The sequence below is a fragment of the Leifsonia sp. 563 genome, from assembly GCF_040545055.1.
Lineage (GTDB): Bacteria > Actinomycetota > Actinomycetes > Actinomycetales > Microbacteriaceae > Leifsonia.
Map to the genome: position 1 here is coordinate 99,660 of NZ_JBEPLE010000007.1, position 24,610 is coordinate 124,269.

General features: G+C 69.4%; 17 protein-coding genes and 1 tRNA gene. 12 read left to right on the forward strand and 6 right to left on the reverse strand.

The features are described from left to right. Positions 1-83: 83 nt before the first annotated feature. Complete coding sequence (locus tag ABIC47_RS17170) at positions 84-9,608, reverse strand: CLIPPER-2 domain-containing protein (protein ID WP_354482292.1); 9,525 nt, start codon at positions 9,606-9,608, stop codon at positions 84-86. 287 nt (positions 9,609-9,895) lie between these two features. On the opposite strand from ABIC47_RS17170, the gene ABIC47_RS17175 reads away from it, so the two are divergent. Then, positions 9,896-10,333, forward strand: a complete 438-nt coding sequence (locus ABIC47_RS17175; protein WP_354482295.1) for a DUF1707 SHOCT-like domain-containing protein — start codon at positions 9,896-9,898, stop codon at positions 10,331-10,333. Between the two features lie 23 nt (positions 10,334-10,356). On the opposite strand, the gene ABIC47_RS17180 is transcribed toward ABIC47_RS17175, so the two are convergent. From ABIC47_RS17180 to ABIC47_RS17195, 4 genes are all read right to left on the reverse strand, one after another. After that, on the reverse strand, positions 10,357-11,445 hold the full coding sequence (locus tag ABIC47_RS17180; RefSeq protein WP_354482298.1) for a VIT1/CCC1 transporter family protein: 1,089 nt from the start codon (positions 11,443-11,445) through the stop codon (positions 10,357-10,359). 10 nt (positions 11,446-11,455) lie between these two features. Continuing rightward, positions 11,456-12,457 (reverse strand): helix-turn-helix transcriptional regulator, encoded by a 1,002-nt coding sequence (locus tag ABIC47_RS17185; protein ID WP_354482301.1) that lies wholly within the window; start codon positions 12,455-12,457, stop codon positions 11,456-11,458. A 39-nt stretch (positions 12,458-12,496) separates the two neighbouring features. Next, positions 12,497-13,474, reverse strand: a complete 978-nt coding sequence (locus tag ABIC47_RS17190) for a cation diffusion facilitator family transporter (RefSeq protein ID WP_354482304.1) — start codon at positions 13,472-13,474, stop codon at positions 12,497-12,499. Positions 13,475-13,561: 87 nt separating this feature from the next. Continuing rightward, a tRNA-Leu gene (locus tag ABIC47_RS17195) sits at positions 13,562-13,646 on the reverse strand. A gap of 133 nt (positions 13,647-13,779) precedes the next feature. Here ABIC47_RS17195 and ABIC47_RS17200 point away from each other — a divergent pair. Genes ABIC47_RS17200 through mshC form a run of 3 tightly spaced genes read left to right on the forward strand, consistent with a single transcriptional unit; the run spans position 13,780 to position 17,281 of the window. Beyond that, positions 13,780-15,099 (forward strand): M20/M25/M40 family metallo-hydrolase, encoded by a 1,320-nt coding sequence (locus tag ABIC47_RS17200; protein WP_354482307.1) that lies wholly within the window; start codon positions 13,780-13,782, stop codon positions 15,097-15,099. A gap of 21 nt (positions 15,100-15,120) precedes the next feature. Next, positions 15,121-15,984: an undecaprenyl-diphosphate phosphatase gene (locus ABIC47_RS17205; protein WP_018191087.1), complete on the forward strand. Its 864-nt coding sequence runs from the start codon at positions 15,121-15,123 to the stop codon at positions 15,982-15,984. A gap of 31 nt (positions 15,985-16,015) precedes the next feature. After that, a complete protein-coding gene (mshC, locus tag ABIC47_RS17210) occupies positions 16,016-17,281 on the forward strand; it encodes a cysteine--1-D-myo-inosityl 2-amino-2-deoxy-alpha-D-glucopyranoside ligase (protein WP_354482311.1) in 1,266 nt (421 codons plus the stop codon). Between the two features lie 10 nt (positions 17,282-17,291). Here mshC and ABIC47_RS17215 read toward each other — a convergent pair whose 3' ends face one another. Beyond that, positions 17,292-18,227, reverse strand: coding sequence for a proteasome assembly chaperone family protein (locus ABIC47_RS17215; RefSeq protein ID WP_018191085.1), 936 nt, complete (start codon positions 18,225-18,227; stop codon positions 17,292-17,294). Between the two features lie 88 nt (positions 18,228-18,315). Here ABIC47_RS17215 and ABIC47_RS17220 point away from each other — a divergent pair, with 88 nt between their 5' ends. From ABIC47_RS17220 to tatC, 8 genes are all read left to right on the forward strand, one after another. After that, a complete protein-coding gene (locus ABIC47_RS17220) occupies positions 18,316-19,041 on the forward strand; it encodes an HAD family hydrolase (protein WP_020074695.1) in 726 nt (241 codons plus the stop codon). Further along, positions 19,038-20,048, forward strand: coding sequence for a tRNA (adenine-N1)-methyltransferase (locus ABIC47_RS17225; RefSeq protein WP_020074696.1), 1,011 nt, complete (start codon positions 19,038-19,040; stop codon positions 20,046-20,048). The genes ABIC47_RS17220 and ABIC47_RS17225 overlap by 4 nt, the downstream gene beginning before the upstream one ends. A gap of 70 nt (positions 20,049-20,118) precedes the next feature. After that, on the forward strand, positions 20,119-21,066 hold the full coding sequence (locus tag ABIC47_RS17230) for an FKBP-type peptidyl-prolyl cis-trans isomerase (RefSeq protein WP_354482315.1): 948 nt from the start codon (positions 20,119-20,121) through the stop codon (positions 21,064-21,066). Positions 21,067-21,087: 21 nt separating this feature from the next. Next, on the forward strand, positions 21,088-22,164 hold the full coding sequence (locus tag ABIC47_RS17235; protein WP_354482318.1) for a helix-turn-helix transcriptional regulator: 1,077 nt from the start codon (positions 21,088-21,090) through the stop codon (positions 22,162-22,164). Further along, on the forward strand, positions 22,157-23,131 hold the full coding sequence (locus ABIC47_RS17240) for a helix-turn-helix transcriptional regulator (RefSeq protein ID WP_018191080.1): 975 nt from the start codon (positions 22,157-22,159) through the stop codon (positions 23,129-23,131). Before ABIC47_RS17235 ends, ABIC47_RS17240 begins: the two co-directional genes overlap by 8 nt. 29 nt (positions 23,132-23,160) lie before the next feature. After that, a complete protein-coding gene (locus ABIC47_RS17245; RefSeq protein WP_018191079.1) occupies positions 23,161-23,520 on the forward strand; it encodes a hypothetical protein in 360 nt (119 codons plus the stop codon). A 4-nt stretch (positions 23,521-23,524) separates the two neighbouring features. Next, on the forward strand, positions 23,525-23,809 hold the full coding sequence (gene tatA / locus ABIC47_RS17250) for a Sec-independent protein translocase subunit TatA (RefSeq protein ID WP_018191078.1): 285 nt from the start codon (positions 23,525-23,527) through the stop codon (positions 23,807-23,809). 43 nt (positions 23,810-23,852) lie between these two features. Then, entirely contained in the window at positions 23,853-24,605 is a 753-nt protein-coding gene (gene tatC / locus ABIC47_RS17255; RefSeq protein ID WP_018191077.1) for a twin-arginine translocase subunit TatC, read from the forward strand. The last annotated feature ends 5 nt before the right edge of the window (positions 24,606-24,610 follow it).

Sequence of the window (24,610 nt, forward strand, 5' to 3'; positions counted from 1 at the left end):
GTCGAACGTATGTTCGAACGAGAGTGTACCTCTACCTCGCGACATCACACCTCCTGTCATCGTTCGTCGCCGACTCCGCATGCTCATCCGGACACCGCGGGGAGTGACTGTCGCGAGAGTGGAGTGTCGACCGAAGCGGGCGGAGTGGTGGTCCTCTCACCGGACGGAGGAGTACCCACCGCGACGGCGGTGTTCTGGACATGGCCCGCAGCGAGGTCGGCGTTCGTGAGTCGATAGTCGGCCGTCGCCGTCACCGATTGCCCCGGTTCCAGCCGCCCGGCAACGCCGGGCCACGCGTATGTCAGCGACGACAGCCCGGCGAGAGGATCTGCGACCGACACTCCGTCGATCGTCACGTTCCCCGTATTGCTCACGACGAAGCGATACGTGACGGTGTCGCCGACCATCGCGGGGGACTGCACCCGGCCGGCATCGGCCGTCTTGATCAGCGTGAGCCGAGGATCGGCCGCCAGCGGCACTTCTGCCGACGCTTCGTCCGTGACGGCGACGCCCGAGGGCGGCGTTCCCGCGGTCGACGCCGTGTTCGCGATGTGGCCGGAATCGATGTCCGCCTGGGTGAGCAGGTAGGTCGCGGTCGCGGTGACGCTCTCGTCGGGGGCGAGGACTCCCGGCGCTCCTGGCCACGAGTACACGAGCTCGGAGAGCCCGGCGAGCGGATCCGTGATGGTCACTCCGGTCAGGGTGACGTTCCCGTCGTTCTTCGATCGGAACGTGTAGGTGACCACATCACCGGGTCGAGCAGGCGAGTGCACGGCCGCCGCGTCGGCGGTCTTGACCAGCTCGATCGAGGGGAAGGGAGCCAGTGGCGTGTCGGTACTCGCGGGCGGCGGCGTGACGACGACTCCGGACGGCGGCGTTCCCGTTGCCCGTGCCGTATTCGCCACGTGCCCCGCGTCGATGTCGGCCTGGGTCAACACGTAGGTGGCCGTGGCGATCACGGTCTCCCGTGGCGCCAGTGTTCCCGGCGCGCCGGGCCAGGCGTAGGTGAGCGGTGAGAGGCCGACCATCGGGTCGGCGACGCTCACTCGGGCCATCGTCACGTTCCCCGTGTTGGTCACCGTGAACGTGTACGTGATCGTGGTGCCGGCGCCGGTCGGAGTCTGTATCCCCATGGTGCTTGCAGACTTCACGACGGTCAGTGCGGGATCGGCGGGGAGAGGGATCGTGACGGTGGCCACGTCTGTCACGTCGTCTCCGGACGGCGGGGTCCCGGTCGTGGTTGCGGTGTTGACCAGCTCTTCGGCGTCGAGGTCCGCCTGCGTCAGACGATAGGTCGCCGTGGCGGTGACGGTCTCACCCGGCGCGAGCACTCCCGGTGAACCCGGCCACGTGTACGTGAGTGATGACAAGCCCGGCAGGGGGTCCTGGATGACCACGTTCGTCAGGGTGACGTTTCCGATGTTCTGAGACGCGAACGTGAAGGTGACCGTGTCGCCGCTCTCGGCCGGTGATTGGACGAGTGCGGTATCCGCCTTCTTCACGAGCCGGATGCCGGGCTCCGTGGTGAGCGGGATGTCGACGGAGGCTTGGTCGGTGACCTTGGTGCCGGTGGGTGCGGTGCCCTCGGTGCCTGCGGTGTTGGCCAGGTGTCCGGAGTCGATGTCCGCCTGGGTCAGCTGGTATGTCGCGGTGGCGGTGACCTTCTGTTTCGGTGCCAGCGTGCCCGGGGTGCCCGGCCAGGTGTAGGTCAGGGCGGACAGGCCCGGCTTCGGGTCGGTGATCGTGACACCGGTGAGAGTGACGTTGCCGGTGTTCTCCGCCACGAACGTGTAGGTGACGGTGTCACCCGCCCGGGGCGGCGACTGGACGGCGGCGAGGTCGGCCGCCTTGACCAAGTCGATGCTCGGGACCGTCACCAGCGGCAGGTCCGCCGATGCTCCGTCGGTGACCTTCGTGCCGGTGGGCGGGGTGCCCTCGGTGCCTGCGGTGTTGGCCACGTGCCCGGAGTCGATGTCCGCCTGCGTCAGCTGGTACGTGGCCGTGGCGGTGACCTTCTCCTTCGGAGCCAGCGTGCCCGGGGTACCCGGCCAGGTGTAGGTCAGAGCGGACAGGCCGGGCAACGGGTCGGTGATGCTGACGCCGGTCAGTGTCACGTTGCCGGTGTTCTCCGCCACGAAGGTGTACGTGACGGTGTCGCCTGCCTGTGGCGGGGTCTGCACCGTCGACGGATCGGCCAGCTTCGTGAGATCGATGCTCGGCGCCGGCGGAAGGTCGACTGTGGCAGTTCCCTCATCGCTCACCGGGGTGCCCACGGGCGGCTTTCCGATCGTGGTGGCCGTGTTGACGACCGTCCCGGCGTCGATGTCGGCCTGGGTGAGCTGGTAGGTCGCTGTCGCCATGACCTTCTGGCCCGGGGTCAGAGTGCCCGGGCTGCCCGGCCAGGAGTAGGTCAGTGCTGACAGACCGGGGAGGGGGTCGTCTATAACGACGTCGGTCAGCGTGACGTTCCCGGTGTTCTGGGACGCGAATGTGAACGTCACGGTGTCGCCGGCATGCGCCGGAGTCCTGACGGCGCTGGTGTCCGCCTTCTTCACGAGTTCGATCGCGGGGGCGACTCCGAGCGGGGTGTCTGTCGACGCGGGTGGGGTGGTCACTCTGGTTCCGGTCGGCGGGATGCCCGTGGAGGTCGCCGTGTTCGCCACATGCCCGGCGTCGATGTCCGCCTGAACGAGCTGGTACGTCGCGGTCGCAGTGACGAACTCCTTCGGCTGGAGGGTGCCGGGGGTTCCCGGCCAGTCGTAGACGAGCGCGGACAAGCCGGTCAGGGGATCGGTGATGGTGACACCGGTCATCGTCACGTTCCCGGTGTTCCGGGCGACGAAGGAGAAGGTGACGGTATCGCCGACCTGAGCCGGGGACTGGATCGCGGTCGCGTCGGCGTCCTTCGTGAGCTCGAGCTTTGGTTCCGACGGAAGTGTCACCGTTGCGGTCCCGTCGTCGGTCACCGGCGTGCCTGACGGCGGTGTGCCCGTGGTCGTCGCGGTATTGACCACCGTGCCTGCGTCCAGGTCCGCTTGAGTGAGGCGGTAGGTCGCCGTCGCGGTGACGGACTCGCGCGGAGCGAGTGTCCCCGGATTTCCCGGCCACGTGTACGTGAGCGCGGACAGGCCAGGAAGCGGGTCGACGATCGAGACGTCCGTCAGGGTCGTGGTGCCGTTGTTCGTCGCGACGAACGTGTAGCTGACGATGTCGCCGGTCGTAGCGGGGGAGGAGACCGCGCTCGTGTCTGCCGACTTGACCAGCTCGATCGCGGAGGTGGAGACCAGCGGAGTGTCCGTCGACGCCGGTGGGGTGGTCACCTGTGTTCCGGTCGGAGGGGTGCCGGTCGCCGTGGCGGTGTTTCCCACGTGCCCGGCGTCGATGTCGGCCTGAGCGAGCTGGTACGTCGCTGTCGCGGTGACGAACTCCTTCGGCTGCAGCGTGCCCGGCACTCCCGGCCAGTCGTAGGCCAGCGAGGACAGACCGGCCATCGGATCGGTGATCTCGACATCGGTCAGAGTGGTGTTGCCGCTGTTGCGGGCGACGAAGGCGAAGGTGACGGTGTCGCCGACCTGAGCCGGGGACTGGATCGCGGTCGCGTCGGCGTCCTTGGTGAATTCGAGCTTCGGTTCCGGCGGAAGTGTCACCGTCGCGGTCCCGTCGTCGGTCACCGGGGTTCCGGTGGGCGGCGTTCCTGAGGTGGTGGCGGTGTTCACGACGGCGCCCGCGTTGAGGTCCGTTTGGGTGAGGCGGTAGGTCGCCGTCGCGGTCACGACGTCCGATGGCGCAAGAATCCCGGGGACCCCAGGCCACGTGTAGGTGAGTGCGGACAGTCCGGGAAGGGGGTCGGCGATCGAGACGTTGGTCAGGGTGGTGGTGCCCGTGTTCTTGGCCACGAAGGTGTAGGTGACGACATCGCCGGCCGCCGCGGGCGAGCTGATCGCGGTGGTGTCGGCCTTCTTGTCCAGTGAGATCGAGGGCGTGACCACCAGCGGCGAATCGGTGCCGGAGGGCGGCGGCGTGATCGGCGGTCCGGACGGAGGCGTGCCACGTGTCGTCGCGGTATTCGCCAGGTGTCCGCCGTCGAGGTCCGCCTGGGTCAGGCGGTACGTCGCGGTTCCATGGACCTCCTCCTTCGGGTGCAGGGTCCCCGGAGTCCCTCCGGACGGCCATGCATGTGTGATCGGAGACAGCCCCGGCAGTGGATCGGTGATGGCGACATCGGTGAGCGTCACGTTGCCGTCGTTCTTGGCTACGAAGTGGAAGGTGACGTTGTCTCCGACCTGAGCCGGGGTGGCGACGGTCGTGAGGTCGGCCGCTTTGACGATGCTCAACGCGGGAGCCGGCGGGAAGGTGATGTCGACGTCCGCAGGCGGAGAGGTCGTGTCCGGCCCGGTGGGCGGCGTACCGGTCGCGGTCGCCTCGTTGGACAGCCGACCGGAGTCGACGTCTGCCTGGGTCAGGACGTACCTGGCCGTGCACGTCATGACGTCATCCGGGTCCAGGCGTGGGGTCGGCGGGCAGCTGACCGGTGACAAGGCGCCGGAGCCGGTGAATCGCGTCTCGTCCACCCGCGGGTTCGAGAGAGTGACGTTGCCGGTGTTGGTGACCACGAACGTGTAGGTGATGGTCGACCCGACCGAGAGGCGCGAACCGTCGGAGGGAGTCGCGGACTTCGCGACGCTGATCGACGGCGCGGAGCCCAAGGGGGTGTCGGTGTTCGCCGGCGGCGGCGTCACAGCCGGACCTGATGGGGGCGTTCCGACCGCCGTCGCCGTGTTGGCGAGGTGCCCGGCGTTGAGGTCGGCCAGGGTGAGGCGATAGGTCGCGGTCGCGACGACGGTCTCCTTCGGCTGCAGCGTTCCCGGAGTTCCCGGCCACGTGTACGCGAGGGCGGATAGACCGGGCATGGGGTCGGCGATACTGACGTCGGTCAGGGTCACATTGCCGATGTTCTGCGCAGCGAAGCGGAAGGTGACGAGGTCGCCGACCTGGGCGGGACGGGACAGGCCGTCGGTGAGAGCGACCTTCGTGAGGTCGAGTCCCGGGCCGGTTGTGAGCGGGACGTCGTTGAGCGCAGGTGGCGGAACCACCGCTGGACCCGTGGGCGGCGTTCCGGTGGTTGTCGCAGCATTGGCGACGTGACCGGTGTTGAGGTCTGCCTGGGTGAGCGTGTAGACGGCGGTGGCCGTGACCTTCTGGTCCGGAAGGAGCGTGCCGGGAGTTCCGGGCCAGGAATAGGTCAGTGGCGAAAGCCCGGGCAGCGGGTCGACGATGTCGACGTTCGTGAGCGTCACGTTGCCGGAGTTGTGCGCCGTGAAGTGGTACGTGATCTGGTCGCCGACACGGGAAGGGCTGTTGAGCCGATCACGATCGGCCGTCTTGACCAGGGTCATGTCGGGGTTGGCGACGAGTGGTGTGTCGGTCACGGAGGGAGGCGGCGTCACATCGGGCCCGGCCGGGGGAGTGCCGCGCGTGGTGGCCGTGTTGACGACGTGGCCGGTATCGATGTCGGCTTGCGTCAGCGTGTATGTCGCCGTCGCCGTGACCGTCTCGCCGGGCAGCAGCGTGCCCGGAGTTCCCGGCCAGGTGTACGCCAGCGCGGACAGTCCCGGGAGCGTGTCGGTGATCGTCACACCGGTGAGGGTGACGTTGCCCTCGTTCTTCGCCGAGAACCGGTAGGTGAGGGTGTCTCCCACCGTGGAGGCAGTGCCGGCCGGCAGGGGATCGGTCGTCTTCGTGGAGGTGAGTTTCGGGCCGGCGGTGAGGGGGACGGGGACGGTGGCGGGGGGTGTGGTGACGTTTTGGCCGGTGGGTGGTGTGCCGGTGGCGGTGGCCTGGTTGATGACCTGGCCGGTGTTGATGTCGGCCTGGGTGAGCTGGTAGGTCGCGGTCGCGGTGACGGTCTGGCCGGGGGTGAGGGTGCCGGGGGTTCCGGGCCAGGTGTAGCTGATCGCGGACAGGCCCGGGAGCTGGTCGGTGATGCTCACCCCGGTGAGGGTGACGTTGCCGGTGTTGGTGGAGGTGAAGGTGTAGGTGATCGTGTCCCCGACCGTCGCCGGGTTCTTCACCGCGGACGCGTTCGCGGTCTTGATCAGGTTCAGGGTGGGGTTCGCCACCAGCGGGGTGTCGGTTGCGGCGGGGGGTGGGGTGACGGTGGTCCCGTCCGGGGTCTTCCCGGAGGTGGTGGCCTGGTTGTTCACCTCACCGGCGTCCAGGTCGGCCTGGGTGAGCCGGTAGCTCGCGGTCGCGGTGACCTTCTCCTTCGGCTGCAGGGTGCCCGGGGTGCCCGGCCACGTGTAGGTCAGCGCGGACAGGCCCGGCTTGGGGTCGGTGATGGTGACCCCGGTCATCGTGACATTGCCGGTGTTCTCGGTGATGAACGTGTAGGTGATCACATCCCCGACCGCGGCCGGGATCTTCACCTGGGAGTTGTTGACGCCCTTGGTCAACGCCAGGCCCGGACCCTGCGTCAACGGGGTGTCCGTGGTCGCCGGCGGCGGCGTCACCGGAGGACCGGTGGGCGGGTTGCCGGAACTGGTGGCCATGTTGGACACCATGCCCACATTCAGGTCCGCCTGCGTCAGCACATACTGCGCCTGCGCGATGACCTCCTGCGACGGCTGCAACACCCCCGCCACGCCCGGCCAGGTGTACACCAGGTTCGACAGACCCGGCTTCGGATCCGTGATCGTCACCCCGGTCAACGTCGTGTTCCCGGTGTTCTTCGCCTTCAACACGTAGGTGATCACATCACCCACCTTCGCCGGCGACGACACCCCCGAACTCACCGCATCCTTCGTGAACGTCAGATCCGGACCCTGCGTCAACGGAACATCGGCAGCGGCCGGAGGAGTACTCACCGACGGGCCTGTGGGCGGGTTGCCGGATGCGGTCGCGGTGTTCGGCACGAGCCCGTTGTCGATGTCGGCCTGCGTCAGCTTGTAGGTGGCTGTCGCGGTGACCGTCTCATCCACCTGCAGAGTTCCAGAGGTACCTGGCCAGCTGTATGTCAACGGGGACAGTCCGACGTGGGGGTCACTGATGGTGACGCCCGTCAACGTGGTCTGGCCGGTGTTCTTCGCCGAGAAGCGGTACGTGATCGTGTCGCCGACCTTCGCCGGCTTCGTCACGGCTGAGTCGTCCGCCACCTTGGTGACCGTCAGATCGGATACAGGCACCGTAGACGTGCACTTCGCGTCGGCCGAACCGGCTGCACAGTTGCTCCCGACGGTGGGAGACACGACGGTGTTGCGGAGGGAGTGGTCCCCGGGAGTCGGATTCTTCACCGTCACCGAGTAGGTGATCGTCGCTGTGTCACCGGGCGCGAGAGGACCGGACCACGCCAGGGTGGGGGCCGTGTAGGCGACGGCACCCTGCGACGCGGTCACGTCGCCGTTGTAGTTGGCGTCCTTGAGGACGTCGGTCAGGTCATCCGTGAGCGAGGCGGTGTCGTACGCCTGCGTGCCCGTGTTCTTGACGGTGACCGTGTAGGTCACCGTGTCTCCTGGTCGGGCCGATTGCACCGACGAGTCCTTGGTGATCGCGAGGGAACAGGATGCGGGATCAGCCTCCACGGTGAAGCGCGCGCCGCCGGACGTGTTGCCGTTCGGTGCGTCGGTCCCGGCGGGGGAGGTCGTGACGGCGTTCGCCGTATTGGTCAGGATCAGGGGCGTCGGAGCGTCGCAGGACACCGGGGGAGCCGTGGTCTGGAAGCAGAGTTGGGGGGCGTCGCCGGACCAGGTGATGCCCACCTGCGCGCTTTCGACACCGGCGGGGTCGGTGACGGCGTTGACCGTGACGGTCGCGGTGATGGAGGTCACCGTCGTCGGGATCCCCGACAGGTCGACGGACGCCCCGGGATTGACCGTGACCGCTTCGAACCCGGAGATGACCGCGTCGTTCTGGTCGCGCAGCGACACCGTGGCGTTCGCATACGAGCCGTCCGTGAGCCCCGGAAGCGTCAGCGCACGCCAGCCGCGGAAGGACGTCGCTCCCGTGCCGCAGTAGTACCCGCTCGGCGTGACGGTGACCTCTCGCGGCTCCGTCGGTCCGGCGCATTCCTTGCCCGTCGTCGCGTCGAAGAGCACGAACTGGGCGGCGTCTCCCGTGGCCACCAGGCAGTTCGTCGCGACATCCGTCGCGGGCCGGATGGTGTAGTTGAGGCCGTTGTTGACGTTGCTGAATCCGGCGCACGGCGGGACCGTGCCGGTTCCGGACCACTGTCCGAAGTCGCGACACATCACCTGGTTGCCGTTCGACAGGTACACGCGGGTGCCGATGACGTAGGCCTCGCCGGCGCCGTTGCCGCCGGCGGCGTAGTTCGCGCCAGTTCCTGCGTAGGGGTTGGCGGCAGCGGCGCCCGCGACGGTGACGCAGTTGGAGGCCGTTCCGGGGCCGTTCGTGATGGTGCAGACACCGGAGACCGCGCCCGTGCGGGACAGGATGGGCGCCATCGGCGATCCGGCCTTGGTGTTCGCCGCCGATCCGTTCACAGGCCAGCTGCCGGTGCAGAGCGCCTTGGTGTTGGTGTTGTAGCAGTAGTTCTTCCATGCGCTGGTCGACGTCTGCTGGATGCTCGCGAAGACGTAGGGGCCGTAACTCGACGAGGTGTAGATCGACGTGGTCGTGACGCCGCTCGCGATCAGGGTGACGCCCGGGCACGAGCCCATGTCGGGCGTCGTGCAGACGAGGGCGGCCTGATTGCGGCTGACGACGACGCTATAGGTGTTGCCGTCATCGGAAGGAAGCCCGGTCCCGTTCATCTGGGCGGCGAACGCGGTGTTGCTGACGGCCGCTCCCGATCGGGCGGTGTAGCCGCAGCTGCTCGGCGTCTTGGTCGACAGGTCGAGGCACGCGATGCCGTTGCTGCTGCCGTCGGTGAGTCCGGCGTACCAGTACAGCCTGTCGCCCGCGAGCCACGTGCCGCCCTGCTGCGGGGTGATCCCCGCGAAGGACGTGCCCGTTCCGATCGGTGTGCCCGGTACCGACGACCACGTCTGGACGTTGCTGCCGGTCGGCCAGCCCGGGCAGGTCGTCCCGTCGTGCTGTGCGCAGAAGACGACCGCCCCCTTGGCGTGGTGGTAGATCGCGTAGAGGAGGTCTTTCCGCGCGACCACGTTGTACGCGTCTCCGCCTCCCATGGCGATGACCTTCGACGGGGGCACGACGAACGGCGGCGAGAGCTGCTGTGTGCCCTGCGGGACGGGTGTCGCCACGAACCCGATTCCCGTGGCGTCGGCGGGGGGCGTGCCGGTGACCCAGCCCGGTCCGCCCGCGCGGTACTGGGGAGTCACCGAGCCGGCCGGGTTCTGGTTCGGGGGCAACCGGAGCGAGCCGGGGACGTACGTGCCCGCCGTGCTGATGTCGTCTTTGAGATCCACGACCGCGTTGGCGCTGGTGTTGTTCTGCGACTCGACGACCCAGTCGATCACGTCGCCCGGTCGGGCAGTGCCGGTGGAGGGGCCGCCCGGAGCATCGTCCGAGGCCGCAGTGGACCCGTTGGCCGCGTTCTTCCCGGTGGTGAACACCGTCGACACGGCGGTCGTCGCGGCGTCCGAGTAGTGCTGCGGCAGCAGGAGCACGCCGACGAGCGCGCCGACGGTCACGCACGCCCCGAATGACAGCGCGACTCGCCAGCGGCGGGCTCGGCGAGCAGCGGATCCGGAACGACGCGCCATGTGCAGCACTTCCTCTCAGGACATGCCGGGAGGAGTCAGCCCCGGTCACGTGGTCGAGAGCACGGTTGCCCTCATTTATGAGGACACGGTGAGGTGACGTTCGTTACGGGATGCGCGATCCAATGCAAGCAAGGTGGTCTTTCCATGCGAGGCGTGCGCTCCAGGCGCATCCGAACCAGTGCGATCACGCGCGGGCCGCTGCCATACTGGCGTCTATGTCGGACATCACAGACCCTTCCGGCGCCTCCCTGCGCCTCAGCAACGACGAGCGCGAACGCGCGGTCGCGGCTCTGCAGTCGCACGCCGCAGAGGGGCGGCTCACCGACGTCGAGCTGCAGACGCGGTCGGCTGCGGCCCGATCCGCCGTGACACGCGGAGATCTCGCACCGCTCTTCACGGACCTCCCCGGCGGACTGCAGCTCGCGGGTCATCCCCAGGCGGTGCCCTCCGTTCCAGCCGGCGCGGGCGTGACGGGTCGCGAGCCGTCGTCCCGCTGGGGTCTCCTGGCGGTCTCGATCATCCCGTTCGTCTCGGTCATCCTGTTCTTCCTGACCGGGATGGCATGGGGATACCAGTACTCGTGGCTGTGGTTCCTGCTGATCCCGCTGGTCGGCGCGATCGCATACGGCACCGAAGGCTGGCGTCGGCGCTAGCCGCGGAGCCGCCGAGCCGAGCCTCAGCCGACGGTGGCGCCGAACAGCAGTCCGAGGAGGTACGTGGCGGCCGCCGCTCCGTATCCGATGAGCAGCTGTCGGATGGCGCGCTTCAGCGGTGATGCTCCGGAGAGCAGCCCGACGACGGCTCCCGTGCCGAGCAGGACGATCCCGACCAACAGGGCGGAGACGATGATCGCGGCCGTCCCGGTCAGCCCGAAGAGGAAGGGCAGGATCGGGATGAGCGCACCGGAGGCGAAGAAGCAGAAGCTCGAGATCGCGGCGTTCCATCCGGTCCCGATCGCCTCGTGCTCGTCCTCCGCGACCGCGGGAGTGATCGGGATGGGCGAAGTCACCGCCTGCAGGCCGGAGAGCACCTCGCGTGCGTGCTCGGCCGCCTCCTCCGCCGTCATTCCGCGTGCGCGGTAGACCAGGGTGAGCTCGTTCGCGTCGACGTCGAGGTGCGGCAACGCCGATCCGGTGGCCGGGTTGGGGGTGGATGCCTCCAGCAGTTCACGCTGCGACCGCACCGACACGTACTCTCCCGCGCCCATGCTGAGGGCTCCGGCGAGGAGTCCGGAGATGCCGGTGAGCAGCACCACGTGGGTCGGGACGCCGCTGGCGCTGACGCCGAGGACGAGCGCCAGGTTGCTGACGAGGCCGTCGTTCGCCCCGAAGACCGCTGCGCGGAAGGTGCCGGAGAGCCGCTGCCTCCCGCGGGCCGCAAGGGCTCGGACGACCTCTTCGTGCACCTGTTCGTCCGCCGCCATCTGCGGCGTCGCGTCGGAGTCGGAAGCGTACGGGGAACGGGCCTCGGCCCGCTGCGCGAGAGCGAGCACGAACACCGAGCCGAACCGCCGTGCGAGCCAGCCGAGCAAGCGCGTGCGGACGTCGCCCTTCAGGGGGCGGCCCGCCTGGTCGCCGAGCAGATCGACCCAGTGCTGTTCGTGGCGTCGTTCGGCTTCGGCCAGTGCGAGCAGGATCTCGCGTTCCTCGCCCTCACGTCGGCCGGCGAGGTCGCGGTACACGGAGGCCTCAGCGCGCTCGTCGGCCAGGTAGCGACGCCACCGCCTGATGTCGGCGGGGCTCGGGGTTCGGGCTGCTGTCGTCATCCCCTCAAGTCTATGAGGTGGCGGCGGGCTCTCTCGGGGCGGTGGCCTCAATCGCGAGGGCCAGGGTCGACCGGGTGAACCGCTCGCCCCACTCGGTGGCGGCGACGATGGCCTCTTCCGGACCGAGGATGCGGAAGGGCGCGTCGACAGCGGCGAGCCCGAAGAGCGCCCACTCGGCACTGTCGGCCGTGATCCGGACCGCGCACGTGCCGTCGCCGCGGTCGTCCACCGTCGCCCAGCGTCCGAGCACCTCGACGACCCGGTCGTTGGGCGCCTCGATGACGGCCTCGACGACCATCGGCTCGACCGCGCTGTGCAGCGACGCGCGCACGTACTCCGCCGCGTCCTCCGCGGGCAGCGCTCGCGGCCGGAACCGCACGCCGGTGGGGTGCGGCTCGGCGATGCGGTCGAGGCGGAAGCTGCGCCAGTCGAACCGGGTGAGGTCGTAGGCGACGAGGTACCAGCGGCGTTCGATGGAGACCAGCCGGTGCGGCTCGACCGTCCGGTTGGAGGCCTGGCCGTCGCGGGCCACGTAGGCGAATTCGATCCGCTCCTCGTCGCGGCACGCCTGGGCGAAGGCGGTGAGGATGCCGGGATCGGTCATCGGGGTCGGCCCGAGCGTGGTGGACAGCGTCGTCATCCGCAGTGCGTCGACCCGGCGCCGGAGCCTGGGCGGCATCACCTGGACGACCTTGGCGAGCGCCCGGACGGACGCCTCGTCGACGCCCGCAATGCCGCTCTGCGCCGCGGTCCGGAGGCCGACGGCGAGCGCGACGGCCTCGTCGTCGTCGACGACCAGGGGAGGGAGGGAGGCGCCGGCAGCCAGCTGGTAGCCGCCCGAGACCCCGCGGGTGGCGTCGACCGGGTACCCGAGGTCGCGCAGTCGTTCGACGTCACGGCGGAGGGTGCGCGGCGAGACTCCGAGGCGGTCGGCGAGTTCCTGTCCTGGCCAGTAGCGGTGCGTCTGGAGGAGGGAGAGGAGCTGGAGCGAGCGGGAGCCGGTACTTGCCATGCATCCATTGTGCACATCCTTGCGGTCGGAAACTGACCGCTAGCTGCGTACGGCAGCCTCCGGACCCGAGCCGCTCGCGGCGGGACGCAAGGGCGCGGCGCCGGGCCGCGAGAGCGTGATCACGGCCTCCGTGATCCACTCCGACTCCTCGAGCGAGGCTTCGACCGCCTGCAGGTCGGCGGCGACGTCCGACTCCCGGTCGTTGCCGACGAGGTCGACGGCCGCCACCAGGTAGAACCGCTCGGGACCGACGTACTCGAGGTGCAGATAGGTGACCGTCTCGACCTCGGGATGCGCGAGCAGGGCGCCGAGGGCGGCCTCCGAGGCGCGGTCCGAGCCGGGCTGTCCGACCAGGAACCGCCGGTTGCGCTCGATGAGCACGACCGCGACGATCGCCAGGAGCACACCGACCAGGATGGAGCCGAGCGCATCCCAGAACGGGTTGCCGGTGAGCTCGTGCAGCAGCAGGCCGAGGAAGGCGATCACCAGGCCGACGAGGGCCGCGGAGTCCTCGGCGAACACGGCCCGCAGCGTGGGATTCGAGGTGCTGAACACGTGCTCGAACGTGCCGGTGCCCGAGGACTCGGCCTTCGCGTGCGCCTGCCGGTACGACTGGATGAACGAGATGCCCTCGAAGACGAAGGCCGCCGCCAGGACGAGGTAGCCGACGAGGTAGTCCGAGTCCGCCTCTTCTGCGCCGAGCGCCTGGACGCCGTGCATGATGGACACCACCGCCCCAGCGGTGAAGAGCCCGACGGCCGCGAACAGGCTCCAGACGTAGGCGTCGCGGCCGTACCCGCCGGGGTGCGACGCGTCGCGCGGCCGCACGGCGGAACGCTCGGCCTGGATGAGGAAGATCTCGTTGCCGGCGTCCGCCCACGAGTGCGCGGCCTCGGCGACCAGGGAGGCGGATCCGGTGAGGATGGCGGCGAAGGTCTTGGCGATCGCCACGAGGATGTTCGCTGCGAAGGCGAGCAGCACCGTGAACAGACTCGAGGATCGTTTGCTGCGGGGCATGGCGACACCATAGTCCTGCGGCAGAGCGGGAATGCAGAAGGCCCCGGTCGTTGTGACCGGGGCCTTCCGTCCGCTTTCGCGGTTCTGTGTCCGAGGGGGGACTTGAACCCCCACGCCCTATACGGGCACTAGCACCTCAAGCTAGCGCGTCTGCCATTTCCGCCACCCGGACGAGGTGAGATGACCGCCGAACTGCTCCGGCTGCCGAAGAAAGACGATAGCACGGATTCTCCACAGAGGATCACTCGTCCACACACCTCGGGCGTGGCGGGGCGGTCGTCGGATTCGGCAGGTAGCGTGGAGGGATGACCGACGAACTCCGCGCGACCGAGCCCGACCTCGACGAGACCGCGATCATCGCCCGGGACCTCATCCGGTTCGACACGACGAACTACGGCGAGGGCCGCTCGAACAGCGAGGCGGAGGCCGCCGCCTATGTCGAGGCGAAGCTGTCCGAGCTGGGCCTCCGGCCGCAGGTGTTCGAGTCCGATCCGGGCCGCGCGAGCGTGGTGGCCCGTGTCGAGGGCGCCGACCCGGGCAAGCCGGCCCTCGTCGTCCACGGTCACCTCGATGTCGTTCCGGCCGACCCGCGCAACTGGTCCGTCGACCCGTTCGGCGGCGAGATCAAAGACGGCCTGCTCTGGGGCCGCGGCGCCGTCGACATGAAGAACATGGATGCGATGATCCTGACCGCGATCGGCGACATCCTGCGTGCGGGGCAGCGTCCGGCACGTGACCTCGTCGTGGCGTTCTTCGCCGACGAGGAGGACGGCGGCCGTCGCGGATCCCACCACCTGGTCGACTCGCATCCGGAGCTGTTCGCGGGCGCGACGGAGGCGATCAGCGAGGTCGGCGGCTACTCGATCGACCTCGCGGGCCGCCGTGCGTACCTTCTGCAGACGGGGGAGAAGTCTCTTGTCTGGATCAAGCTCATCGCACGCGGCCGGGCCGCGCACGGTTCGCGGCTCATCCGCGAGAACGCGATAACGCGGCTGGCGGAGGCCGTCGTCGCCCTGGGTCGGGAGGACTGGCCGATCCAGCTGACCGCCACGACGACCCGGCTGATCGGCGAGCTCGGCCGGCTGCTCGACGTCGACCCGCAGCGGATCGGACCGGACGAGGTGGTGATCCGCACCGGCACGGCCGCCGGCTTCATCCTGGCGACCCTGCGGACGACGACGAACCCGACCCTGCTCGAGGCCGGCTACAAGCACAACGTCATCCCGGACACCGCGGAGGCTCTGATCGACATCCGCACGCTGCCGGGCGAGGAGGACGCCGTGCTCGCGCGCGTCCGCGAGCTGATCGGCGATGACGTCGAGATCCAGGTCATGCATCGCGACATCGGCCTCGAGGCCGAGTTCGGCGGCGGCCTGGTGGAGGCGATCACCGGCACACTGCAGCAGCACGACCCGGGCGCGCCCGTCCTGCCGTACCTCCTCTCGGGTGGCACCGACAACAAGGCGCTCAGCAGACTCGGCATCACGGGATACGGCTTCGCGCCGCTCCGGCTGCCCGCCGATCTCGACTTCCCCGGCATGTTCCACGGGGTGGACGAGCGGGTCCCGCTCGACGCGCTAGTGTTCGGTAGGACCGTGCTCCGCGACCTCCTCCGCGCCTACTGACCCCGGGATTCGACGCTTCGTATGGACTTCATCAACGCCCTGATCCTCGGCCTCGTTCAGGGGCTCACCGAGTTCCTCCCCATCTCGTCGTCTGCGCACATCCGCATCGTCGGCGAACTGCTGGGCACCGGTGCCGACCCGGGGGCGCGCTTCACCGCGATCATCCAGCTGGGCACCGAAGCAGCGGTGCTGCTCTACTTCTGGCGCGACATCACACGGATCATCGCGCAGTGGTTCCGCGCGCTGTTCGGGCGTATCCCGCGCAACGACCCCGACGCACGGATGGGGTGGCTCGTCATCCTGGGCAGCATCCCGATCGTGGTCCTCGGGCTGTTCTTCCAGGACCAGATCGAGACGACGTTCCGCTCGCTGTGGATCGTCGCGACGACGCTCATCGTGTTCGGCATCCTGCTGGGCATCGCCGACTGGGTGGGGTCGAAGCGCAAGCGGCTGCGCGAGCTGACCTGGGGCGACGGCATCATCTTCGGGCTCGCGCAGGCGCTCGCGCTCATCCCCGGCGTCTCCCGCTCCGGCGGCACGATCACCGCCGGGCTGTTCATGGGCTACCAGCGCCGCGCGGCCGCCCGCTACTCGTTCCTCCTCGCGCTGCCCGCTGTCTTCGGCAGCGGTTTCTACCAGCTGTACAAAGCGGTCAAGGAGCCGTGCACCGAGGCGCTCGCGAAGGCAGGAACGTGCACGCCCGAGGTGTTCGGACCGGTGGAGACAGCGGCTGCGACCGTCGTCGCGTTCGTGGTGGGCCTGCTGGTGATCGCGTTCTTCATGGGCTACATCTCGCGCCGCAGCTTCCTGCCGTTCGTGATCTACCGGATCGCGCTCGGCGTGCTGCTGATGATCCTGCTCGCCACCGGCGTCCTCCAGGCGTGACCCGCATGCCCGCGACGACGAACCGCTGACCGTGCGCGTCTGGAACGCCCCGGAGGTCCCGGCGGTGCCGCGACCGGATGGCACGGCAGTCGACGTCCCGTTGCTGTACGACACCGCCTCCGGCCAGCTCGTGGAGGCCCGTCCCGACGACGTCGCCCGCCTGTACGTCTGCGGCATCACGCCCTACGACGCCACCCACCTCGGCCACGCAGCCACCTACCTGGCGTTCGACACGCTCCAGCGGGTGTGGCGCGACGCCGGCTACCGCGTGCACTACGCGCAGAACATCACCGACGTCGACGATCCGTTGCTGGAACGCGCCGCCCAGACCGGTGTCGACTGGCGCGCGCTGGCGGACGAGCAGATCGACCTGTTCCGCCGCGACATGGAGGCTCTCCGCATCCTTCCGCCGGACGACTACGTCGCGGTCACCGAGGTGATCGAGCAGATCGGACGGGCAACGAGCATCCTGCTCGACCGCGGGATGGCGTACCGGCTCGGCGATGACGTCTACTTCGACATCCAGGCCGCCCAGGACGCGGCGCCGTGGGTGCTCGGCGAGGAGAGCGGGCTCGACCGCGCCACCATGCTCGCCCTCTCCGCCGAGCGCGGCGGTGACCCCGACCGCGCCGGGAAACGCGACCCGCTCGACCCGCTGCTCTGGCGCGGTCCGCGACCGGGGGAGCCGAGCTGGCCGTCGGAGGCGGGGGAGGGCCGACCCGGCTGGCACATCGAGTGCTCGGTCATCGCGCTCATGCACCTCGGCCGCGACTTCACCGTGCAGGGCGGCGGCTCCGATCTCGTCTTCCCGCACCACGAGCTGAGCGCGGGCCACGCAGCGGCGCTGAGCGGCCATCCGCTGGCCCGGGTCTACAGTCACGCTGGGATGGTGGCTTACGACGGCAAGAAGATGAGCAAGTCCCTGGGCAACCTGGTGCTCGTGTCCGGCCTCCGGGAGCAGGGCGCGGACCCGCGCACGATCCGCTTGGCGCTCCTTGCGCACCACTACCGCAGCGACTGGGAGTGGTTCGACTCCGCGCTCGACGAAGCCCGACTCCGGCTGACGGCCTGGCAGTCGGCGATCAGCCGGCGCGCAGACGAGGTGGATGCCGAGGCAGCGCTCGAGGAGGCGGCCCTCGTCGCCCGCATCCGGGCGGCATTGCGGAACGACCTCGACACGCCGTCTGCCCTGCGAGCAGTCGACCAGTGGGCGGCCACCCGCCCCGCCGTGGTTACCGACCTGGTGCCGCGCGCGATCGACGCGCTGCTCGGCATCCCGCTCGCGACCGCCCGGTAGGGAGCCGCTGTCAGCCGCGGCGCGGGTCGTCCGGCGCGCGCCCGGCGGTTCCGCCGTCGCGGCCGTCACCGCGGCGGCGCAGGTAGCGCTCGAACTCCTGCGCGATCGCTTCGCCGCTCGCCTCGGGCGAGTCGACGGTGTCGCGCGCCTGCTCGAGCTGCTGGATGTAGGAGGCCATCTCCTCGTCGTCGGCCGCGAGAGCGTCGATCCCGGACTCCCAGGCGGCCGCCTCGTCGACGAGGGTGCCGCGGGGGATCGTCACGTCGACGAGCTCTTCGAGCTTGTCGATGAGCGCGAGAACGGCCTTCGGGCTGGGCGCGTTGTGCACGTAGTGCGGCACCGACGCCCAGATCATGAGGGTCGGGATGCCGACGTCCTCTGCGCCTTCGGCGAGCGCGCTGAGGATGCCGACCGGCCCCTCGTACGTGGAGCGCTCGAGGCCGAGTTCGGCCCGGACGGCCGCGTTGTCACTGGAGGCGAACACCGAGATCGGCCGCGTGTGCGGAACGTCCGCGAGCATCGCGCCGAGGAAGACGACGGCTCCGATGTCGGCGGCGAGCGCCACATCCATGATCTCGGCGGTGAAACTGCGCCAGCTGCGCGACGGCTCGGTGCCGAGCAGCAGGAAGATGTTGCCGGCGTTGTCGCCGGTGACCGTGAGTTCGGCGTCGCCGGCCAGGTCCTCCCCGACGCGCCCGGGAAGCGACGGGCCGTACATGACCGCGGATGGCCAGATCAGCCGCCTGCGGCCGTCGTCGTCCGTCACCACCGGCCGGTTGAACTGGAAGTCGAAATAGAGCTCGGGGTCGACCTCGGCGATGGGAACCACGTCGAGCTGCTCCTTGAGCGTCTTGACCGCGCCGCTGGCCGCCTCGCCCGCGTCGTTCCATCCCTCGAAGGCCACCACGAGGATGCGCCCGCCGAGGATGTTCTGTCCGTCTGTCACGAAGCTGTCCCTCGTCCCTTCCTGGCGTCCGGTCGGGACGCCATCCATCCAGGATAGGCCCGCGGCTCTCCCGATAGACTTGCCCGTTGTGACCGCGTCTTCCCCCCGCAGCGAACATACCCGTAGCGACACCGGCTCTGCCGACCTGCCCGCCGCCGTGCTGTGGGACATGGACGGCACCCTCGTCGACACCGAGCCGTACTGGATGGCGTCGGAGGTGGAGCTCGTCCACTCGTTCGGCGGTACCTGGACGCACGACGACGGTCTTCTGCTCGTCGGCCTCGGCCTCTGGAACTCGGCGGAGATCCTCCGCTCGCGCGGTGTGGCGATGGAGCCGGACGAGATCGTGCACTGGCTGACCGACCGGGTGCAGCAGAAGCTGGATGCGGACGGCGTGCCGTGGCGCCCTGGCGCGCGCGAGCTGCTCGAGTCGCTGCGCGAGCGCGGCATCCCGACGGCGCTGGTGACCATGTCGGTGCGGAGGATGGCGGAGCAGATCGTCGCGCACATCCCGTTCGACGCGTTCGATGTGATCGTGAGCGGTGACGAGGTCGACGAGCCGAAGCCCGCGCCGGAGCCGTACCTGCGCGCCGCCGAGCTGCTCGGTGTGGACATCCGCCACACCGTCGCCCTGGAGGACTCCCTGGTGGGCCTCGCGTCCGCCGTGGCGTCCGGCGCGACGACGATCGGCGTGCCGCACATCGTGCCGCTGCCGGAGTCGGAGGAGCACACGCTGTGGTCGTCGCTGGACGGCCGCACCGCGGAGGACGTCTTCGCCGTCGCCCGCGCACACCGTGAGGCGGCGAACCGATGAACGAGACTCCGCGCAGCGCCGGCCCGTTCCGCGCGGGCGACCGCGTGCAGCTCACCGGTCCGAAGGGCCGGATGAACACCATCACGCTGCAGCCGGGAAAAGAGTTCCACAGCCACCGCGGTGTCCTGCAGCACGACGCCATCATCGGCTTGCCGGATGGTTCGGTCGTCACCAACAACGCGGGCGTCGAGCACCTCGCGCTGCGTCCGCTGCTCACCGACTTCGTCATGTCGATGCCGCGAGGCGCGGCCATCGTCTACCCGAAGGACGCTGCGCAGATCCTCGCGCTTGCGGACATCTTCCCCGGCGCGACCGTCGTCGAGGCGGGGGTCGGCTCCGGTGCGCTCTCGCTCTGGTTGCTGCGTGCGATCGGTCCGGAGGGCCGGCTGCTGTCGTTCGAGCGCCGCGAGGAGTTCGCCGACGTCGCGCGCGACAACGCTGCGACGTTCCTCGGCAGCGAGCCCGCCAACTGGACGCTGACCGTCGGCGATCTGCAGGATGCGCTGCCCGCCGCTGTCGAACCGGGAACCGTCGACCGCGTGGTGCTGGACATGCTGGCGCCGTGGGAGACGCTCGATGCGGTCACCAGCGCGCTCAAGCCCGGCGGCGTCGTGATCTGCTACGTCGCCACCGTGACCCAGCTGTCCCGCGTCGCCGAGGCCATCCGCGCCTCCGGCGACTACACGCACCCGCAGTCGAACGAGACGATGGTCCGCGGCTGGCACGTGGAGGGGCTGGCCGTCCGTCCCGACCACCGGATGATCGCCCACACCGGCTTCCTGATCACCGCCCGCCGGCTCGCCCCGGGGACCGTCCTGCCCGAGCTGAAGCGCCGTCCGTCGAAGTCCGACTACTCCGACGAGGATGTCGAGGCCTGGACGCCCGGCGCTCTCGGCGAGCGGCAGTCCAGCCCGAAGAGCCTCCGCAAGCGGATGCGCGAGGCGGCCGCCAGCGCAGAGCTCGCGAAGGGCCGTGAGGCGGACGAGGACGCTCCGGGCGTCGGCTAGCATGAATGCGGGAACGCCGGGCTCGCCCGCTGCTGTCCCGAACCCCACTGATCGGATCGAAAGAGGACCCGTGCCCAACGCAACTGCTCGCCGCGCGTCTGCACTCGGACGAACCGCCGCCGTCATCGGAGCCGCCGGCCTCGTGGCAGTGGCTCTGTCGGCATGCTCGACGAACCCGAACAACGACTGCAGCTCGGCATTGTCTTCGGGCAAGGCGTCGCAGCTGGTCGAGGCGACGGGGAAGATCGGGTCTCGACCGAAGGTGACGGTGCCGACGCCCGTCGATGCGACGAAGTCGCAGCGTACTGTGCTCAGCGAGGGTAGTGACAGCACTGTCGTGCACAAGGGGCAACAGGTCGAGGTGGGTTTCACGGTCATCGACGCGGCGACCGGAAGCGTCCTCGGCAGCGGTTACGGCGATCAGGGTGCGGTCGTCCCGGTCGGATCGGATGTGATCAGCCGCGGATTGATCTGCGCACCCGTCGGGTCGCGGGTGGCGATCGTGGTGGCGCCTAAGGATGCGCCCCAGCAGGCGGATTCCGCCCCCGGCACGCAGATCTACGTCCTCGACGTGCTTAAGACCTCCTTGAACGCCGCCAACGGTGCGGTCCGTCCTGCGGCCGCGGGGTTCCCGACTGTCGTGCTCGCGCCCACGGGCCAGCCGGGCATCACCATCCCGTCGTCGGGCTCGGCACCGACGAAGGTCCGCAGCGAGGTCCTCAAGCAGGGTGACGGCCCGGTCGTGAAGAAGGACAGCACCGCGGTTTTGCAGTACACCGCGGTCGGATGGGACGGCAAGCAGGTCGTGACCAGCAGCTGGACCAGCGGAGGGCCCGATCGGGTCGACATGGCCAGCGGCCAGAGCCAGATCCAGAATTCGAACGGCTCCGTCCTTCCGCAGGCGATGCTCAAGGAGCTCGTGGGGCAGAAGGTCGGCTCGCAGCTGGTGATCGAGACGCCGTCCCAGGGGCAGTTCCCGGCCTCCGCCTGGGTGGTTGACATCCTCGGTATCCACTAGCGCGCGGACTAGGATGGACGGGTGTCCCGTTCCCCCTCTTCGCCCGCGCGCGTCCCGGTCGAGGAGCGCCTGTTCAGCCTCGTGCTGGCACTGCTCGCGACCGAGAGCGGCCTGACCAAGAGCGAGATCCTGTCGACCGTCCAGGGGTACCGCCAGCGGTATGAGCCGCACGGCGACAACAGCAGCCTGGAGCGGCAGTTCGAGCGCGACAAGGACGACATCCGCGAACTCGGCGTCCCGCTGGAGACGGTGGAGGCGCCCGAGGCGTCCGGCAACAATCAGCTGCTGCGCTACCGCATTCCCAAAGGGGCATACGACCTTCCGGCCGATGTCAGCTTCTCGCCCGAGGAGCTGACCCTGCTCGGGCTCGCGGCCGCCGTCTGGCGCGAGGGGTCGCTGTCGGGGGAGTCTCGCCGGGCGCTGATGAAGCTGCGATCGCTCGGCGTCGAGGCGGACGACCCGGTCGTCGGCTATGCACCGCGGCTCCGCGTCCGCGAGAGTGCCTTCGAGCCGCTCAGTCAAGCGCTGGAGCGTCACGCCATGGTGCAGTTCCCGTACCTCAAGCCCGGCGAGAGCGCGTCGCGTCAGCGCACCGTCGCACCCCTCTCGCTCGTGCAGCACCAGGGCCGGTGGCACCTGCAGGGGATCGACCAGGACGCCCGCGGCTCGCGGACCTTCCTTCTCTCCCGCATCGTCGGGCCGGTCAAGCTGACGTCCCGCGTCTTCGACCCGGAGCAGTATCGCGTCGACGGCGAGGCCTTCGCCGAAAGGGCACTGCTCGAACTCGAGCGCATCTGGGAGTCGAACGTCGCCGAGATCGAGGTGACCGCCGGCACGGATGCGGCGACGCGCCTGGGCAAGCGGTACGGCGACGCCGTGCCGGTCGGCGCCGAGGGCGAGTCCGTCCGGCTCACCGTCAACTTCTCGGACATCAACATCCTCGCCGACCAGCTGGCGTCCTTCGGCCCGGAGGTCCTGGTCCTCGCGCCGCCGGAACTGCGCGACCAGGTGCTCCAGCGCCTCCAGGCGACGGTCGCCGCGCACACCGCGCCCGGCGGCTCGGCGGGCGCGGAGACGGGGGAGGCCAGCGATGGCTGAGCGCCGCAAGCCGATGCAGGCGCAGGACAAACTCGCCTTCCTGCTCGCCCTCGTGCCCTACCTCATGGATCGCGACCGCGTGAGCGTCGCGGAGGCGGCTGAGCACTTCGGCGTCGACCAGGACCAGTTGCGTGACGCCGTGCGGCTCATCGCCGTCTCCGGCATCCCCGGCGAGACCAACGCGTACCAGCCGGGCGACCTGTTCGACATCGCCTGGGACGACTTCGAGGAGAACGACCAGATCGTCCTCACCCACCAGGTCGCCATCGACGACTCGCCGCGGTTCTCGGCACGTGAGGCGGCAGCCCTCATCGCCGGGCTGCAGTACCTCACCGCTCTGCCGGAGAACGCCGACCGGGATGCGATCGGCTCGCTCATGGCCAAGCTCGCCCGCGGCGCATCGGCGGCGCCGAGCCAGCTCGCGGTCGCGCGGTCCGAGACCGACGAGGCCCTGGCGACGATCCGGGATGCGGTCATCGCGGGAGTGCAGGTCGAGTTCGACTACCTCAGCTCCCGTGGGGAGCGCGAACGGCGCCGCGTCGACCCGCTGCGCATCGAATCCGTCGACCAGGACTGGTATCTGCGCGGCTGGGATCACCTCCGCACGGCCATCCGCACCTTCCGTCTCGACCGGATCGATGACCTGGTCGCGACGCAGGAGGCGATCACCTATCGGCCGGGCGACGTGAAGCTGCCGGAGACGCTGTTCACCGGCACGCCGGAGGACCAACTGGTGACGGTGGAGGTGTCGGCGTCGGCGATCCCGCTGATCGAGGACTACATCCCCGAGGGTGCAGAGCGCGAGGAGCGGGACGGCGTCATCCGCACGAGCGTCCGCGTCGCGCACTTCCACGGTCTCAAGCGGCTGGTCGCCGGGCTGTCGGGCGTGCTGACGGTGCTCGACCCGCCCGAGGCGCGCCAGGTGGTCGCCGGCTGGGCCCGCGCGGGCGTCGAACGCTACCTCTGACCCGGCGGCGGGCCGGGTAGGCTGAGCCCATGCCCTGGTGGTCGTGGCTGGTGATCTGGATCGTGCTCGTGCTCGGTCTCCTCGGCATGCTCGCGTTCTTCGCCTGGTGGCTGTTCCGGAAGGTGGTTGCCGCCGGTCGCGAGGCCGCGGCGCTGATGGAGAAGGCGGAGGTGCTGTCGCGCCGAGCCGAGGAGCTCCACGACACCTTCGAGCCGGCCGTGCTGGCGGATGCCGACGAGCTCCGTGCGCAGCGGCAGGATCACCTCACCGAGCGGGCGTTCGCCCGGCAAGCTCGCAGGGACGCCCGCGTCCGGCGCGGTAGACTACTGGTCGATGTGGACCCCGCAACGGTGCCCGCTCGCTTCGCCCACCTTTTGAGAAGGACCTGATCTCATGTTCGCAGGACTGACCGGATGGCATCTGCTCATCATCCTCGCCGTGATCCTGCTGCTCTTCGGTGCGCCCAAGCTTCCGGCGCTCGCCAAGAGCATCGGCCAGTCGATGCGGATCTTCAAGGGTGAGGTCGACGAGCTGAAGAAGGACGGCAAGGACGGCAAGTCCGACCAGGCCTCCGACGGCACCGCCACCACCCCCACCGCGCAGAGCACCGCAGCGCCGACGGTGACGCCCGCCCCGGCTCCCGTCGACCCCTCGACCGAGTCGAACCCGAAGCCGTAGTCCGGTGGCCTCCACGAAGCGAGGCAAGAGCCGCGAAGGACGGATGACGCTCGCCGAGCACTTCATCGAGCTTCGCAAACGCCTCTTCCGTTCCGCCCTCGCTCTGGTGGGTGGCGCCGTCATCGGCTGGTTTCTCAGCGGCTACGTGATGGATGCGCTGCGCGGTCCGATCACGGACATCGCGAAGCAGCAGGGCCGCGAGGCGATGCTCAACTACGACAGCATCACGGGCGCGTTCGACCTGAAGATGCAGGTCGCGATCACCATCGGCGCGATCATCTCCAGCCCGGTCTGGCTCTACCAGATCTGGGCGTTCTTCGTCCCGGCGATGACGCGCAAGGAGCTCCGCTACGGCTTCGGCTTCTTCTTCACCGCCGTCCCGTTGTTCATCGCGGGCGGTGTGACCGGGTGGCTGCTCGTCCCGCACATCGTGAGCCTGCTGACGAGCTTCGCGCCGGAGCCCGACTCGGCGATCATCCAGGCGAAGACCTACTTCGATTTCATCCTCAAACTGGTCATCGCCGTCGGCATCGCGTTCGTCCTCCCGGTCTTCCTGGTGCTGCTGAACTTCGTCGGCGTGCTGAGCGCGAAGTCGATCATCGCGTCGTGGCGCTGGGCGCTCATCCTGATCGCCCTGTTCACCGCCATCGCCACGCCGGCCGCCGACGTGCTCTCGATGTTCCTCCTGGCCATCCCGATGGTCGCCCTGTACTTCGCCGCGTACGGCGTCGCCTGGCTGCACGACCGCCGGGCAGCCAAGCGCGAGCTGAGACTCGAGGCCGAGCTCGCCGCCTGACCGCG

What these genes read in the sequence shown, in the direction of transcription:
- ABIC47_RS17185 (WP_354482301.1), bottom strand. Translation starts at nt 12,457, where the DNA reads ATGGCAAGTACCGGCTCCCGCTCGCTCCAGCTCCTCTCCCTCCTCCAG.
- ABIC47_RS17190 (WP_354482304.1), bottom strand. Translation starts at nt 13,474, where the DNA reads ATGCCCCGCAGCAAACGATCCTCGAGTCTGTTCACGGTGCTGCTCGCC.
- ABIC47_RS17175 (WP_354482295.1), top strand. Translation starts at nt 9,896, where the DNA reads ATGTCGGACATCACAGACCCTTCCGGCGCCTCCCTGCGCCTCAGCAAC.
- tatA (WP_018191078.1), top strand. Translation starts at nt 23,525, where the DNA reads ATGTTCGCAGGACTGACCGGATGGCATCTGCTCATCATCCTCGCCGTG.
- ABIC47_RS17225 (WP_020074696.1), top strand. Translation starts at nt 19,038, where the DNA reads ATGAACGAGACTCCGCGCAGCGCCGGCCCGTTCCGCGCGGGCGACCGC.
- tatC (WP_018191077.1), top strand. Translation starts at nt 23,853, where the DNA reads ATGACGCTCGCCGAGCACTTCATCGAGCTTCGCAAACGCCTCTTCCGT.
- ABIC47_RS17245 (WP_018191079.1), top strand. Translation starts at nt 23,161, where the DNA reads ATGCCCTGGTGGTCGTGGCTGGTGATCTGGATCGTGCTCGTGCTCGGT.
- ABIC47_RS17180 (WP_354482298.1), bottom strand. Translation starts at nt 11,445, where the DNA reads ATGACGACAGCAGCCCGAACCCCGAGCCCCGCCGACATCAGGCGGTGG.
- ABIC47_RS17205 (WP_018191087.1), top strand. Translation starts at nt 15,121, where the DNA reads ATGGACTTCATCAACGCCCTGATCCTCGGCCTCGTTCAGGGGCTCACC.
- ABIC47_RS17200 (WP_354482307.1), top strand. Translation starts at nt 13,780, where the DNA reads ATGACCGACGAACTCCGCGCGACCGAGCCCGACCTCGACGAGACCGCG.
- ABIC47_RS17240 (WP_018191080.1), top strand. Translation starts at nt 22,157, where the DNA reads ATGGCTGAGCGCCGCAAGCCGATGCAGGCGCAGGACAAACTCGCCTTC.